This is a genomic window from Poseidonibacter lekithochrous, from assembly GCF_018861145.1.
Lineage (GTDB): Bacteria > Campylobacterota > Campylobacteria > Campylobacterales > Arcobacteraceae > Poseidonibacter > Poseidonibacter lekithochrous_A.
Genome location: NZ_JAHKQT010000041.1, coordinates 16,595 through 30,350 on the forward strand (window position 1 = coordinate 16,595; position 13,756 = coordinate 30,350).

The 13,756-nt window shown below is 27.0% G+C and carries 15 protein-coding genes; 13 read left to right on the forward strand and 2 right to left on the reverse strand.

What is annotated here, in order from left to right; translation table 11 throughout:
• The first annotated feature begins 53 nt into the window (after positions 1-53).
• From dnaK to KO488_RS13540, 3 genes are read left to right on the forward strand one after another with little or no spacing between them, the layout of a single operon-like run.
• Positions 54-1,940: a molecular chaperone DnaK gene (gene dnaK, locus KO488_RS13530; RefSeq protein WP_216059345.1), complete on the forward strand. Its 1,887-nt coding sequence runs from the start codon at positions 54-56 to the stop codon at positions 1,938-1,940.
• A gap of 11 nt (positions 1,941-1,951) precedes the next feature.
• Complete coding sequence (locus KO488_RS13535; protein WP_216059346.1) at positions 1,952-2,251, forward strand: hypothetical protein; 300 nt, start codon at positions 1,952-1,954, stop codon at positions 2,249-2,251.
• A gap of 34 nt (positions 2,252-2,285) precedes the next feature.
• On the forward strand, positions 2,286-3,380 hold the full coding sequence (locus KO488_RS13540) for a murein transglycosylase A (RefSeq protein ID WP_216059347.1): 1,095 nt from the start codon (positions 2,286-2,288) through the stop codon (positions 3,378-3,380).
• Between the two features lie 23 nt (positions 3,381-3,403).
• Here KO488_RS13540 and KO488_RS13545 read toward each other — a convergent pair whose 3' ends face one another.
• Positions 3,404-3,643: a hypothetical protein gene (locus tag KO488_RS13545; RefSeq protein WP_216059348.1), complete on the reverse strand. Its 240-nt coding sequence runs from the start codon at positions 3,641-3,643 to the stop codon at positions 3,404-3,406.
• A gap of 126 nt (positions 3,644-3,769) precedes the next feature.
• Between KO488_RS13545 and KO488_RS13550 the strand changes: the two genes are divergently transcribed.
• From KO488_RS13550 to KO488_RS13565, 4 genes are all read left to right on the forward strand, one after another.
• Positions 3,770-4,576, forward strand: coding sequence for a phosphatidylserine decarboxylase (locus tag KO488_RS13550; protein ID WP_216059349.1), 807 nt, complete (start codon positions 3,770-3,772; stop codon positions 4,574-4,576).
• A 65-nt stretch (positions 4,577-4,641) separates the two neighbouring features.
• Positions 4,642-6,690, forward strand: coding sequence for an EAL domain-containing protein (locus KO488_RS13555; RefSeq protein ID WP_216059350.1), 2,049 nt, complete (start codon positions 4,642-4,644; stop codon positions 6,688-6,690).
• 70 nt (positions 6,691-6,760) lie between these two features.
• A complete protein-coding gene (locus KO488_RS13560) occupies positions 6,761-6,994 on the forward strand; it encodes a hypothetical protein (RefSeq protein ID WP_216059351.1) in 234 nt (77 codons plus the stop codon).
• 89 nt (positions 6,995-7,083) lie between these two features.
• Positions 7,084-7,488: a rhodanese-like domain-containing protein gene (locus KO488_RS13565; protein ID WP_216059352.1), complete on the forward strand. Its 405-nt coding sequence runs from the start codon at positions 7,084-7,086 to the stop codon at positions 7,486-7,488.
• Here KO488_RS13565 and KO488_RS13570 read toward each other — a convergent pair.
• Entirely contained in the window at positions 7,485-7,844 is a 360-nt protein-coding gene (locus tag KO488_RS13570; RefSeq protein ID WP_216059353.1) for a rhodanese-like domain-containing protein, read from the reverse strand. The two genes, KO488_RS13565 and KO488_RS13570, sit on opposite strands and share 4 nt — an antisense overlap.
• A 147-nt stretch (positions 7,845-7,991) precedes the next feature.
• On the opposite strand from KO488_RS13570, the gene dsbD reads away from it, so the two are divergent.
• Genes dsbD through KO488_RS13600 form a run of 6 tightly spaced genes read left to right on the forward strand, consistent with a single transcriptional unit; the run spans position 7,992 to position 13,700 of the window.
• Positions 7,992-9,740: a protein-disulfide reductase DsbD gene (dsbD, locus tag KO488_RS13575; protein WP_216059354.1), complete on the forward strand. Its 1,749-nt coding sequence runs from the start codon at positions 7,992-7,994 to the stop codon at positions 9,738-9,740.
• A 44-nt stretch (positions 9,741-9,784) separates the two neighbouring features.
• Complete coding sequence (cobT, locus tag KO488_RS13580; RefSeq protein ID WP_216059355.1) at positions 9,785-10,849, forward strand: nicotinate mononucleotide-dependent phosphoribosyltransferase CobT; 1,065 nt, start codon at positions 9,785-9,787, stop codon at positions 10,847-10,849.
• A 4-nt stretch (positions 10,850-10,853) separates the two neighbouring features.
• A complete protein-coding gene (locus tag KO488_RS13585; protein ID WP_216059356.1) occupies positions 10,854-11,453 on the forward strand; it encodes a MarC family protein in 600 nt (199 codons plus the stop codon).
• Entirely contained in the window at positions 11,453-11,947 is a 495-nt protein-coding gene (locus KO488_RS13590) for a bifunctional adenosylcobinamide kinase/adenosylcobinamide-phosphate guanylyltransferase (RefSeq protein WP_216059357.1), read from the forward strand. The genes KO488_RS13585 and KO488_RS13590 overlap by 1 nt, the downstream gene beginning before the upstream one ends.
• On the forward strand, positions 11,944-12,690 hold the full coding sequence (locus tag KO488_RS13595) for an adenosylcobinamide-GDP ribazoletransferase (protein WP_216059358.1): 747 nt from the start codon (positions 11,944-11,946) through the stop codon (positions 12,688-12,690). Before KO488_RS13590 ends, KO488_RS13595 begins: the two co-directional genes overlap by 4 nt.
• Complete coding sequence (locus KO488_RS13600) at positions 12,687-13,700, forward strand: aminotransferase class I/II-fold pyridoxal phosphate-dependent enzyme (protein ID WP_216059359.1); 1,014 nt, start codon at positions 12,687-12,689, stop codon at positions 13,698-13,700. Before KO488_RS13595 ends, KO488_RS13600 begins: the two co-directional genes overlap by 4 nt.
• The last annotated feature ends 56 nt before the right edge of the window (positions 13,701-13,756 follow it).

Below are 13,756 nucleotides of genomic sequence, written 5' to 3' on the forward strand. Positions count from 1 at the left end.
AGAATATATTAATTAGACAAAAAACAAAAAATAAAACTTGATAAGGAAAAAAAATGAGTAAAGTAATTGGAATTGATTTAGGAACTACAAACTCTTGTATGGCAGTTTATGAAGGTGGAGAAGCTAAGATTATCCCTAATAAAGAGGGTAAAAATACAACTCCATCAATTGTTGCATTCACTGATAAAGGTGAAGTTTTAGTAGGTGATCCTGCAAAAAGACAAGCTATTACAAACCCTGAAAAAACTATTTATTCTGTAAAAAGAATTATGGGTTTAATGATGGACGAAGAAAATGCTAAAGAAGCGCAAGAAAAAGTTGGTTACAAAATTGTAAATAGAAATGGTGCTGCAGCAATTGAAATCGGAGATAAAGTTTATACTCCTCAAGAAATTTCTGCAAAAATTTTAGGAAAATTAAAAGCTGATGCTGAAGAATATTTAGGAGCACCAGTTACTGATGCTGTTATTACAGTACCTGCATACTTTAATGATGCACAAAGAAAAGCAACTCAAGAAGCTGGTACTATTGCTGGACTTAATGTATTAAGAATTATTAACGAACCAACAGCTGCTTCTTTATCTTATGGATTAGATAAAAAAGGTGAAGAAAAAGTTCTTGTTTACGATTTAGGTGGTGGTACATTTGATGTTACTGTTCTTGAAATTGGAGATGGAACTTTTGAAGTACTTTCAACTGATGGTAATGCATTCTTAGGTGGAGATGATTTTGATAATGCAATTATTGATTGGTTAGCAAAAGAGTTTGAATCTGAAAATGGTTTTGATATTAAAAATGACAAAATGGCATTACAAAGATTAAAAGATGCAGCTGAAAATGCTAAAAAAGAACTTTCGTCTGCTGAATCAACAGAAATTAACTTACCATTTATTTCAATGGGTAATGCAGGACCAGTTCACTTAGTTAAGTCATTAACAAGAGCTAAATTTGAATCTATGACTGAGCATTTAATTTCAGAAACTTTATCACACATCAAAACTGCACTTAAAGATGCTGGTCTAGAAAAAGATGAAATTCAAGAAATTATTATGGTTGGTGGATCTACTAGATTACCAAAAGCAAATGAAGTAGTAAGAGAATTCTTCGGTAAAGATTTAAATAAAGGTGTTAATCCTGATGAAGTTGTAGCTGCTGGTGCTGCAGTTCAAGCTGGTGTATTAAAAGGTGATGTTAAAGATGTATTATTACTAGACGTTACTCCATTATCACTAGGAATTGAAACTTTAGGTGGTGTTTTAACTAAATTAATTGAAAAAGGAACTACAATTCCTGTTAAAAAATCACAAGTGTTCTCAACAGCAGAAGATAATCAACCAGCTGTTTCTATACACGTAGGACAAGGTGAGAGAGAATTTGCTAAAGATAATAAATCATTAGGTATGTTTGAATTATCAGACATTCCAGCAGCGCCAAGAGGTGTTCCTCAAATTGAAGTAACATTTGATATTGATGCAAATGGTGTTTTAAATGTATCTGCTAAAGATAAAGGTACTGGAAAAGAAAATAAAATTACTATTTCTGGTTCATCTGGACTTAGTGATGAAGAAATCGAAAAAATGGTAAATGAAGCAGAAGCTAATAAAGAAGTTGATGCTAAGAAAAAAGAAGTAATTGAAGTTAGAAATCAAGCTGATGCATTATTACATTCAACTAAGAAAACATTAGAAGAAAATCCTGATGCTGTTTCTGAAGAAGAAAGTAAAGCTATTGTTGATTCAGCTGCTGAGTTAGAAGAATTATTAAAAGACGAAAATGCTACAAAAGAGCAAATTGAAGAAAAAGTGAAAACTTTAACTGAAAAATCTCATAAATTAGCAGAAGCAATGTATAAAAAAGAAGGTGGTGACCAAGCTGGTGCACAACCAAATCAAAAAGCTAAAAAAGACGATGACGATGTTATCGACGCTGAAGTAGAGTAAAACTCTGCTTCATGCAAACTATAATATTTTTATTACTTACTTTTTTAATCGTAATATTTTCAGTATTACAATATTTTAAAAGCAAAAAAACAAGAGAAGCAAAGCTAAACAGTGGGGAATGTCCTGATTGTGGAGCAAAAGCGAAAGTTTTTTTTGATGAAACTACAAATACAAAATTCAAATCAGAAGTGATTAAATCAAATCTTTTAAAAAATCATGGCTGTTCAGGTGTTAGTGAAATTGAATTTAAGTGCCAAGCTTGTGGATTAAAAGAAGTTCATCAAGTTTCTTCTGCTGGATGTAACCTTTAAGAGGATATAATCTTAAAAAAAATGGATTTATATCTTGAAACATTATTTATTACTACTACTATCTTTTATCATACTTGGATGTTCTAATAAAGAACAAACTTTACCTACTAATTTAGCACAAGAAATTACTAAAACTACTATTCCAAAAACTGAATTTGATTATTTAAATGGATTTTATGATGATGATTTAGATTTAGCCTTAACTGTATTTAAAGAAGCTTGTACAAAATCTATTAAAAAAGATATGTTTAAAGAGGTATGTGAAAATTCACAATATTATAATAATGGCCAGATTTTTTTTACAAAATATTTCACACCAAAAGTTTTAGTTTCAAATTCTGGTGATAAAGGTCTTATTACAGGTTATTTTGAGCCTTTATTATATGGAAGTAGAATTAAGGATGAAATATATAAATATCCAGTATATAAAACACCAAAAGATTTAATAACAATAAAAAATAAAAAAAGATATCCAAACTTTAAAAGATTAAGATATAAAGCTAAAATTAAAAATGGAAAATATATACCTTATGATTCAAGGGAAGAAATAGAAAAGTCAAATAACTTTGAAATAATTTGTTATGTAAGTGATCCTATTGATCTTTTCTTTATGCAAATTCAAGGTTCAGGAAGAGTGCAGTTAAATAATGGTGAAACTATAAATATTGGTTATGCAGATCAAAATGGAAGAAAATATTTTGCAATTGGGAAACATCTAATTGATGAAGGATATTTAACAAAAGAAGAAGTATCTTTACAAAGTATAAAAGAATTTTTAGAATCAAATCCTTCTAAAATGCAAGATATAATGAATTTAAATGAAAGCTATGTGTTTTTTCATGAAAGTCCTAATAGTGCAACTGGAAGTTTAAATGTTCCATTAATAGCAAAAAGAAATATTGCAGTTGATAGAAACTATATTCCTTTAGGAATGCCAGTATTTTTGGAAACATTTAATCCAAAAACAAAAGAGCCAATTAACAAACTAGTAGTTGCTGCTGATACAGGTGGAGCTATTAAAGGTGAAATAAGAGCTGATTATTTTATGGGATTTGGAAAAGAAGCAAAAGAATTAGCAGGTCTTATGAAAGAAGAAGGTCGACTTCATATGCTAATTCCTAAGATTTAGTATTATTTTAGGAATAATTCTTACTAACTACAACAACCATTTCCACAACAATTATCTCTAGCATCACTGTAAAATGAAATAACGAAATTATTATACATTTCCTGTAAATCAAATTCGTGTTTCTTACAAAATTCGTTATTCATAGTATTTTTCATTTCGATTGCTTTTAATAATGCTTCATCTTTTGATTGGAATTTTAAATTGTTTTCTAAATCACTTTTTTTAAAGCATGGGCACTGGTTTGAAACAATAATTTTATACATTTAATTGTCCTTAATATTTTTTTAAATTTATTTGTAGAGTAGCTAAAAATCACTTGTTTTTTATTAAAGCACTTTAAGAAGTAAAACTAGATAAAATAGATTAATTAATAATATAAAAGGAAAAAAATGCATATTACAAATTTAATTTCTCAGAACTTTGGAAAGTTTGCTAAAACAGAATTCCCTTCTTATATTCAAAGAATTATTAACGGAGCATACGTTAAGTTCTTAGGATTAAATATGAGTGAATTTAAAAACCCGAAGTTTTATAAATCATTAAATGCTTTATTTACAAGAGAGCTAGAGATATCAAGAGAAATAAATGAAGAAAGAAATGTAATAATATCTCCAACAGATAGTTTAATAACAGAATGTGGAAAGATAGAAGATGATATTGCTTTACAAATTAAAGGCATGGAATACAGTATTGAAGATTTATTAACTTATTATTGTAACGATAAGTTAGAAAAAATAAAAAATGGGTCATTTATGAATTTTTATCTTTCACCAAAAGATTATCATAGATATCATGCTGCTAGTGATTTTAATCTTAAAAAACTTATTCATGTACCAGGGAAACTTTATCCTGTAAATTTAAAATATTTAAATAAAGAACTTGATTTATTTGTTCAAAATGAAAGAGTTATTATTGAGTGTGAAAAAAATGGGAAACTATTTTATATGGTATTTGTAGGAGCTTTAAATGTAGGTCAAATGGTATTTGAATTTGAACCAAGAGTTGAAACAAATGTAGATACGAGTGAAATAAAAGTATATGAATACGAAAATGTAAAAATTTCAAAAGGTGACTGTTTAGGTTACTTTAAAATGGGTTCAACTGTAGTGATGTTATGGGAAGAAAATAGCGTTGAAATAGAAGATTTATTAAATCAAGATGTAAGGTTCGGTCAAGTAATAGCAAGAGAAATCTAGTTATTTTAATTTATAATAAAAAATAATTTTGTTATAATTAATATAATTTAAGAATTGGAAAAATAATGAATAATAAAATATTTCTAAAAATCGGATGGATGCTTATAATAGCATTGCTTGGCTATCTTTTCTTTGTCGTATTCTTCCTTTCACCTAAAGTAAATAACTACTTAAGTGATACAGAAATTAAAAATGAAAGACTACAGTTTACTAAAGTGGTTTCCATTATTAACGGTAAATCAAGAAATTTTGAAAATAAAGAATCTTTAATCAAAGAGGTTGAATTATTATTAAGTAGTATCACATTAGCAAAAACAGGACAAATATATATTTTTGATAGTTCTGGAAAAGTAATAATTGATGCTAGTAATGAATTTGATTCTAAAGATATTTCTAAATTAATTCTTCCTAATTCAGAAAATAAATTATTTTTAGATGAAATTAAAAAGTCTCATAATAGTAGAACGGCTTTTGAATATTTATGGAATAAACAATATGATTTATATAATTATGTATATCCAAAAATTTCATGGGTTGAATATAATAAAACTTTAGATTGGTATATTGTATCTTCAGTTTATAAAGAAGATTTCTCAACTTATGTTGATGGTATAAATGCTTTAATTTTAAATATCTCTATTTTGCTATTTGTAGTACTTGCTATTATTGGAATATTTATTACAGTTAAAGTAATTGCACCTATTAATAAAATGTTTTCAGAAGTTCAAAAAGCACATGTCGAAACAAATGAATTTGAATCAGCACCAAAATCAAAAGATGAAATTGGTTTTCTTGCAAATCAATTTAATAGTCTTCTTGATCAAGTTGAAACTAATAGAAAAACATTAGAAGATCATGTACAAAAGAAAACAAAAGAAATTAGTGATAAGCTTTACTATGATGAATTAACAAATTTAAAAAATAGATATGCACTTCAAGAAGATATAAAAGATTGTGATTTTGTATCTGTAGCTTTAGTTGATATCGATTCTTTTGATGATATTAATGAACTTTATGGATTCTCAACGGGTAACTTAGTTTTAATTGAAACAGCAAATATATTAAATGAATTTAGTGCTAAATATAATGTAACAGTTCATCGAATACATGGAAATGTTTTTAGTGTTACAGATAAAAGAATGATGGGCTTTTCAAAATATGATCAGTTTATAACTGAATTATCTACACTATTTAAAAATAGACCTATTATCGTAGAAGAGCTTGATATTGAAATTTTTATTGATATTACATTAGGAATATCTATTGCACAAGAAGAACCTTTAAAAACAGCAGGAATTGCACTTAAAAAAGCTAAAAAAACTAATCAAAGATTTTTTGTTTATAATAATGAGCTTGATACAAAAGAAATTATTGAGAAATCAATATTCTGGAGAGAAAAAATAAAATGTGCATTAAAAAATAATACTGTAACACCTTTTTATCAACCAATTTTTAATAGAAATAAGGAAATTGTTAAATACGAAACACTAATGAGAATAAAAGATGTTGATAAAGATGGAAATGAAGTATTCTTACTTCCCTATTTATTTTTAGATGTTGCAGTTAAAACAAAACAGTATTTACAATTATCTAATCATGTTATTTCAAAAGCATTAGCAGATTTAAATAGAACAGATAAACAAATATCATTTAACTTAAGTTTTAAAGATATTTTAGATTTAGATTTTGTAGAGTCTTTAGATAAAAATTTAGATAAGATTGATAGTGCTAATAAAGAAAGAATAGTTTTTGAAATATTAGAAAGTGATCATATCTCAGATTATTCTATTTTAGAAGATTTTATTTTTAAATATAGAAAGCAAGGTATAAAAATAGCAATTGATGATTTTGGAACAGGATATTCTAATTTTGCTCATATTCTAAAAATTAGACCTGATTATATTAAAATTGATGGTTCCTTAATTAAAGATATTGACACAGATAAAAATTCATTTGAAATGGTAAAATCAATAATTGAATTTTCAAAAGCTTTAAATATCAGAGTTATTGCTGAGTTTATACATTCACAAGAAGTCTTCGATTTAGTTATGGGCTTAGGAGTAGATGAGTTCCAAGGTTTCCATTTAGGAAAACCTGATGCACATATTGAGTAGTTTTAATTAAACAAAAGTTTATTCTTGTAAAATTAAGAAAGAAAAAAAATTTAACAAATAAGGGTATAAAATGTCTACAATTACAGAACTTGGTTCATTACCATTAGCGGGTACAAAAAAAGGTGTTATTTCAGTTTCAAATGTTACAGAACCTTATGGAAAAGATACAGCTGACATAGTTAGTATTGGTGTTTCTTTAAATGGTCAAGATATTCAATGGAAATCACATCTTCCATATGAAAATTTAGATGATGTTATTGCTATTTTACAAAAAGCAAGTGAAGATAAGAAAAACTCACAATAAATATATTTAACGTAAGAATTTTTCTTACGTTTACTTTCTGGTAACTTTTTTCAGTTATACTTAACTATAATAAATAGAAAGGAAATAACTTGAAAAAAATACTCATAATAATCACTCTTCTTTCTTCCTTAATAATTTCTTCAATGGCTCAAGAGTCAAAATCTCTTACAGTAGATGAATTGGAAATTTATATTGAAAAAAATATTATTGTAATTGATATTAGAGCTGAAAACAAATGGAAAACTACGGGAACAATCCCAAATTCTTATAGATTAGAATATAATAAAAAAAATGAGAAAAAGTGGTTATATACTTTAATTAAACTAATAAAAGATAAAAATAGAGCTTTTGTTTTAATATCAAAAAAAGGTAAGAAAGCAAAAGATTTAGTTTTTAGATTAGATAATGAAAAAAAATTAAAAAATGGACACTATCTTGATGGTGGAATTGATGAATGGATAAATTCACACAGAAAAGTTATAATGAACTACTAAATTGTAAATTTAGTAGTTTCTCTTAACTCTTGTTTCCATAAAGCCATACCACCAAATAAATGAGCTGTATTTTTATATCCTTGTTCAATTAAAAAATTTCCTATGCTTCTTGTTCTATTTGCATGTGCACATATTAATACAAAAGTTTGATCTTTTGATCTTACTATTTTTTCAAACTCTTTCATCCATTTCTCTATATTATGATTCCCATATTCATCAAAAAATGTCATAAGGTGTGCATTTTTTATTACACCTGTCCTTTGATATTCATCCTTACGTCTTACATCAATCATTACAATATTATCATCAATCATTTTTTCTACTATTCTTGGTTGTAAATCCACTAATTCATTCATAATTATCCTTAGTTAAAATAGAATCTTAACATAAAATACTTAGATTAAATATAATAAAATCTTATATTTTGATATATAGAAAAGAGGAATTAACAAACTCTTTACAAAATTTGAATATAATAAGAAAAATATAATATAGGACTTTGAATGAAAAAAATATTATTACTACTATTTATAAGCCTTTATGCCTTCTCCTTAGATCTTCAACAAGGTTTTTTAGATCCAGATGATGCATTTAAAAAAGAATTTAAAAAAGAAAATGACAAAGTAGTTTTTACTCTGAATCTTGGAAAAGATATCTATTTGTATGATGATAAATTAAAAGTATTTATTAACAAACCTTCTAAAATTGATATAACAGAAGAAGTAAATATTCCTGAACCTATTGAATATGATGGTTTTATTGTTCACTTTGATAATCAGAAAATCGAAATCCCTTTTTCTTTACTAAAATCAAAAGTGAATTCTGGTTCGTATGAATTAGAAGTAGAATTTCAAGGATGCTCAAAAGCAGGGCTATGTTATGCCCCAATGAGTGATAAGTATAATTTACAATTAGATTCATCAAGTTCAACTACAAATGAAGTTACAGATACAGAAATTGATACTAAAAATGATTTAAATGAAACAGATACAATTGCAAATACTTTAAAAAATGGAAATATGTTATTAGTATTAGCTACATTCTTTGGCTTTGGATTATTACTTTCATTTACACCTTGTGTTTTTCCAATGATTCCAATCTTATCGTCAATAATTGTAGGTGCTTCTCAAAATGAGAAAATGACAGCAGGAAAAGGTTTCTTTCTTTCATTAATTTATGTTTTAGCAATGGCGATGGCTTATACAATAGCAGGTGTAATTGCAGGCTTATTTGGAGCAAACTTACAAGTTGCACTTCAAAATCCATATGTTCTAACAGTATTTGCAGCTATTTTTATAGCTCTTGCATTTTCAATGTTTGGCTACTTTAGAATTGAATTACCTCAAAGTATTCAAAATAAGATAAATAAATCAACTGATGGAAAAGAAAAACAAGGTGTTGTGGGAATTGCAATTATGGGATTCTTATCAGCATTAATAGTTGGACCTTGTGTAGCTCCCCCACTAGCAGGTGCACTTGTTTATATTGGTCAAACAGGTGATGCAGTTCTTGGTGGACTTGCACTGTTTGTATTGAGTATGGGAATGGGTATGCCACTATTATTAATAGGGCTTGGTGCCGGAAAATTTATGCCAAAACCTGGTGGTTGGATGGATAGTGTATCAAAAGTATTTGGTATTATTATGTTAGCAATTGCAGTATGGATGTTAGATAGAGTATTAGATGCAAGTATTGTTATGTTTTTATGGTCTGCTTTATTTATAGGAGCTGCTATTTATTTAAATATATACAAACATATAGTAGCACAAGTTATAACTGTGTTAATTTTTCTTTATGGAGTTACTTTGTTCTTTGGAACAGTTTCTGGAGCTACAAATCCTTTAAAACCATTTGAGAAATTTACAAATGCTTCAGGAATAGTTACACAAACTCAAGGTTTAAAGTTTTCTTATATTAAGAATATTGAAGAACTAGATTTGGCAATAAAAGCTTCTTCAAAACCAGTAATGCTTGATTTCTATGCTGACTGGTGTGTGGCTTGTAAAGAGTTAGAAGAGATTACTTTTAAAGACCCTGAAGTAATAAATAAGCTTCAAGGTTTTACTCTTTTAAAAGCAGATGTTACTAAAAATAATAATGATGATAAAGCATTACAAAAAAAATATGGAATAGTTGGACCTCCAGGATTAATTTTTTGGAATGAAGATAACAATGAAATAAAAGCTTCTAAAATTGTAGGATATAAAAATGCTAAAGATTTTTTAGAAATTGTAAATAAATATTTTAAATAAGCACATATTTGTTATACTTCCTAAAAATTATATAAAGGGTTCAAATGAACTTTAATACTATTTTAGGAAGTGTAGATTTCTTAGAACACTTACGAGGTAAAAAAGCTACTTTTTTATTATCTGGTAGTGTTACAAAAACTTGTGAAATTCCCAATATTTCTCAAGCTGGAATTCCTGGTAAACTATACTTAACTCCCACATTAGATACAGAATTTTTATGTTTAAAAGAAGTTCGATCTTTAAGGGATATTGCACAAACTCCAAAAGGAGTTCCAACTCCTGCCTTAATTACACGAGCAGTTCACGAATTAAAACCTTTTTCAAATATAGAAATATTGGACTTAGGATTAGAAGTAAAACCTCAAATTAACTATTTTAAAATACATGATTTTACAATAAAACCAAGTGCTAGAATTGATGATGGTGCTAAAATTAATGCCATGGAAATATTCCAAAAAGGTGTTGAATTTGGAACAAACTATGAATCAAAAGATGAATATGTAATTTTAGGGGAATCAGTTCCAAGTGGAACAACAACAGCCCAAGCTAGTGCCAAAGCACTTGGTTATAAATGTGATGGTTACTTTTCAAGTTCTTTTAAAGATGCACCAAGCGATATTAAAAATAATACAATAAAAGATGCATTAAAAAGAATTAGAGTAGAAGATGATGTTTTTACCAAGCTTTCGGAAGTAAGTGACAATATGCTTATTTTTAATGCTGGGTTTATTTTAGGAAGTACATCAAAAAACTTAAAAGTAATACTTGCAGGTGGTACTCAAATGGCTACTGTTTTACTAATAGTAAATTCTATTTTAGAAAGTATGCAAGGGGCAATTGACTCTTCAAATATTGCACTTTGTACAACAAAATGGATAGATGAAGATGAAAATGCAAATTTAAAAGCACTTTTAGAACAATTAAATTTTCCAATAAATGTATATGCTTCAACTTTTGATTTTAAAGAGTCTTCTCATCCTGCTTTAAAATTATATGATGAGGGTGAAGCAAAAGAGGGTGTTGGTTGTGGTGCAGCTTTATGTTATGCAGCTATTAATGGAGTTACAAAAAAAGAGTTAACTTCAAAAATTGAAAGTTTCTTAGGATAATAATATGGAATTATTTATTTCTACTTTTTTAAAAATGTTTTTTATTATGACACCATTTTTTGTGTTATCAGTTTTTTTAACAGTAACTCATGATGCAACAGCTAAAGAAAGAAAGAAATTAGCTATTAAAGTTACAATATCAGTAATTGTAACTAGTTTAATTTTATTATTTTTTGGTAAGCACATTTTTGAAGTATTTGGTATAACTTTGGATGCTTTTAGAATTGGAGCAGGGTCATTGATGTTTTTATCAGCAGTTGAGTTAATTCAAGGAAATAAAGCTACTGCAAAAGTTGGGGATAAAGATATCTTAGATTTAGCAGTAGTACCTCTTTCTATTCCTATTACAATAGGACCTGGAACTATTGGTATTTTACTAGTAATGGGTGCAACTTTTGAAAATACATCTTCTATGGTAATGGGAAGTTTTGCATTAGTATGTGCTGTTTTAGTAATTGGATTTATGCTTTATAGTTCAAGTATTATTGAAAAAATTATCGGGAAACAAGGTCTTTTAGTAATCTCAAAAATTACAGGTTTATTCTTAGCAGCTTTATCTGCTCAAATTGTCTTTACTGGTATTAAAAACTTTTTAGGATTATAATGAAAGTATTATATTTTGGTGGACAAAAATCAGGGAAAACAAGTGCTGCTTCACAAAAAGCATTAGAATTATCAACAAATGGAAAACCATATTATGTAGCAACTTATGATAATTCTTATAATGATAGTTCGATGCAAGATAGGATTGATAAACATTTAAATGAAAGAAGGGATGATTTTCTTACAATTGAAGAGCCAAAGGATTTAACAAAAGTTATAGAAGATAATAATGTATATTTAGTAGATTGTATTTCAATGTGGCTTTTTAATAATCTAGAATTAGAAGAAGAAGTTTTAAAACAACAATTAAGAGATATTTGTAAAACAAAAGCAAATATAGTTTTTGTTTTAAATGATGTATCTTGTGGGGTAATTCCATTTGATAACCAGTCAAGAAGATTTGTTGACTTCTCAGGTTTAATAGGGCAAGAATTAGTAAAACTTTGTGATGAAGTTTATGAAGTTAAGTATTCACTTTCAAAGAAATTAAAATGAAACAAATTTTAAATGCTTTTTATTTTGCACTTTCATATTTTTCAATTATTCCAGTTTTTGTAAAAGAAATGAAAATAGATAATGATACTTATAAATATACTCTTGCATTACTTCCTTTAGTTGGAGCTATTTTAGCTAGCTTAGTGATTGGTTTAAATATAGTATTAAATGAGTTTTTTAATCCTTTATATTCTGCTTTTGTAGCTTCTATTTTATATCTTTTTTTATATGGCTTTTTGCACCTTGAAGCAATATGTGATGTAATTGATGCATGGTTTGCTTCTTATTCAGGGAAAGATCCTTATGCAATTATGAAAGAACCAACTATTGGTGCAATTGGTGCTTTATATGCTTTTTCATTTGTACTTTTAAAAGTAGGTATTTCTACTTATGTTTTATATGAAGAACAATATTCTCTATTTTTTACAGTTTTAATTTTTTCAAGGCTAAATTTTATGTATTTATTAGGATTTTTTAAATTTAGTAAAAATAGCTTTTTATCACTAGCTTTTCAAGGTGCAGGAGTAGGAAAAGTGAAAGTTTATGCTTTAATTTATGTGATTGTTCTTTGGTTTTTATTGCCAAGTGCTTTAGTATTATTATTTATATCAATGGTAAGTTTTTATTTTGTTTTAAAAATATTAAATAAAAAGTTCTCTTTTGTAAATGGTGATTGTTTAGGGTTTACGCTTGAACATACAGAACTAATACTTTTAAATATTGGTTTGGCACTAGTTCTATGAAAGTTTATGAACATGGTGGGCAAATAGAAAATTTTGCAGCTGAATTAGATTGTGAAGTAAAAGATATAATTGATCTTTCTTCAAATATAAATTTTATTAAGCCAGAAATAAATATTGATTTTAATAATATTGATATTTCAGCCTATCCAATATATGACAAGTTATATGAAAAAATTGCAACTAATTATAAAATAAGTTCAAAACAAATAGAACTTTTTAATGGCGGTAGTTCTGCTATTTTTACTCTTTTTAGACACTTGAATTTAAAACATTGTACTATTTACTCTCCTGCATACTTAGAATATAAAAAAGCCTGTGTAAACTTTGGATATCAATTAAGAACTATTAACAGATTTGAAAATATAAATTTACCTATAAAAGATGGAAGCTTAGTAATCTTTGTAAATCCATCAACTCCTGATGGGACATATTATGACTTAGATGTTTTAATGAATTACTGGATTGAAAAAGGTTGTACTATTTTGATTGATGAAAGTTTTTTAGACTTTTGTGATGGAAAATCAGCTATTGAATATCTTAAGAAATATGATAAATTATATATATTAAAATCAATGACAAAGTTTTACTCAAGTGCAGGAATTAGAGTTGGTACTATTGTTTCAAATGAAACAAATATTGATTCCTTAAAAAGATTTGAGCCTATGTGGAAACTATCACAATTTGACTCAAATTATTTGCAAGCGGCACTTGATGATAAGAATTTCAAAAGAATCTCAAAAGCAATAAATATAAAAAATAGAATAGAGTTAGAAAATATTTTAGAAAACTCATCTTTAATAGAGTCTATATATCAAAGTAGGGCAAATTATGTACTTGCAAAGTTAAGAACTATTACAGCAATGCAACTACAAGAAAAACTAAAAGTATATAAAATAATGATTCGTGATTGTTCAAACTTTGATTATCTAGATGAATATTATATAAGATTAGCTGTAAAATCAAGAACTTCAATACAAATACTAAAAAAAGCATTAGAAGAGATATGTTAGTTCAAAACAAGTTTTTAAAATACTTCTCTTTCTTATTAACTTTTATATTTCTTGGA